Source organism: Mesorhizobium hawassense, from assembly GCF_003289945.1.
GTDB lineage: Bacteria > Pseudomonadota > Alphaproteobacteria > Rhizobiales > Rhizobiaceae > Mesorhizobium > Mesorhizobium hawassense.
On record NZ_QMBP01000062.1, the window covers coordinates 1 to 742 of the forward strand.

Annotated in this window: 2 protein-coding genes; both read right to left on the bottom strand. The window is 67.0% G+C overall.

The annotated features are described in order from the left end of the window. Positions 1–227 (bottom strand): DNA polymerase ligase N-terminal domain-containing protein (locus DPM33_RS35625; RefSeq protein ID WP_146770396.1); only part of this gene is annotated, 227 nt, incomplete at its 3' end. Between the two features lie 247 nt (positions 228–474). Continuing rightward, positions 475–742 (bottom strand): hypothetical protein (locus tag DPM33_RS35630; RefSeq protein ID WP_342634401.1); only part of this gene is annotated, 268 nt, incomplete at its 5' end.

Consider the following 742-nt stretch of genomic DNA (forward strand, 5'->3'; position numbering starts at 1 on the left):
GTCTCGACCGCGAGGCGCTTGTCGGCCGGATTGAGCGAGGGGCCGCGCGGGACGGCCCAGCTTTTTAGCACGCCGCCGACTTCGAGGCGCAGGTCGTAATGGTCGGCGGTGGCGTGGTGCTTGTGGACCACGAAGCGGTTGCCGCCCTCCGCGACGGTGCCGCCGGCTGGCTCGGGGGTGCGGGAGAATTGGCGCTTGGCGCGGTAGGAGGTGAGCTTGGCGGGCATGGGTCAGGCGTCGAAGGGCATAATGGAAAACGGCGTACGCCTCGTTCCTTCGCGCCCCCCTCTGTCCTGCCGGACATCTCCCCCACTTGGGGGGAGATCAGACGTCGCGACGGCTTTCGCTAATTTTCGACGCTGCAGGAGAAGCGCGACCAGCGAAACTGCCAATCTCCCCCCTTGTGGGGGAGATGTCCGGCAGGACAGAGGGGGGCGCTGTCCCGCCTGCCTTGCCGTAGTCATCCGTGATATCTCAATCGTCAATCGCCGGCGTCAGTTCCAGCTCGGCCGGCGTCAGCCCTTGCCGCAGCTGGCTCAGCCGAAACTCGTCGACCCAGTAAGCCTCGCCGTCGACCAGCACGCGGGCGCTGTAGGTGCCGCCGGAAAAGCGCTGCGCGGTGACGTAGACCTTGTGGCGCTCGAGCGCCGTCTTCACCGCGGCGCGGCGGGAATTTTCTCTGGCGACGGGACTGGCCATGGCCTCACTCGAACACGCTGCCACTGGAGATGCGGCTGGCCAT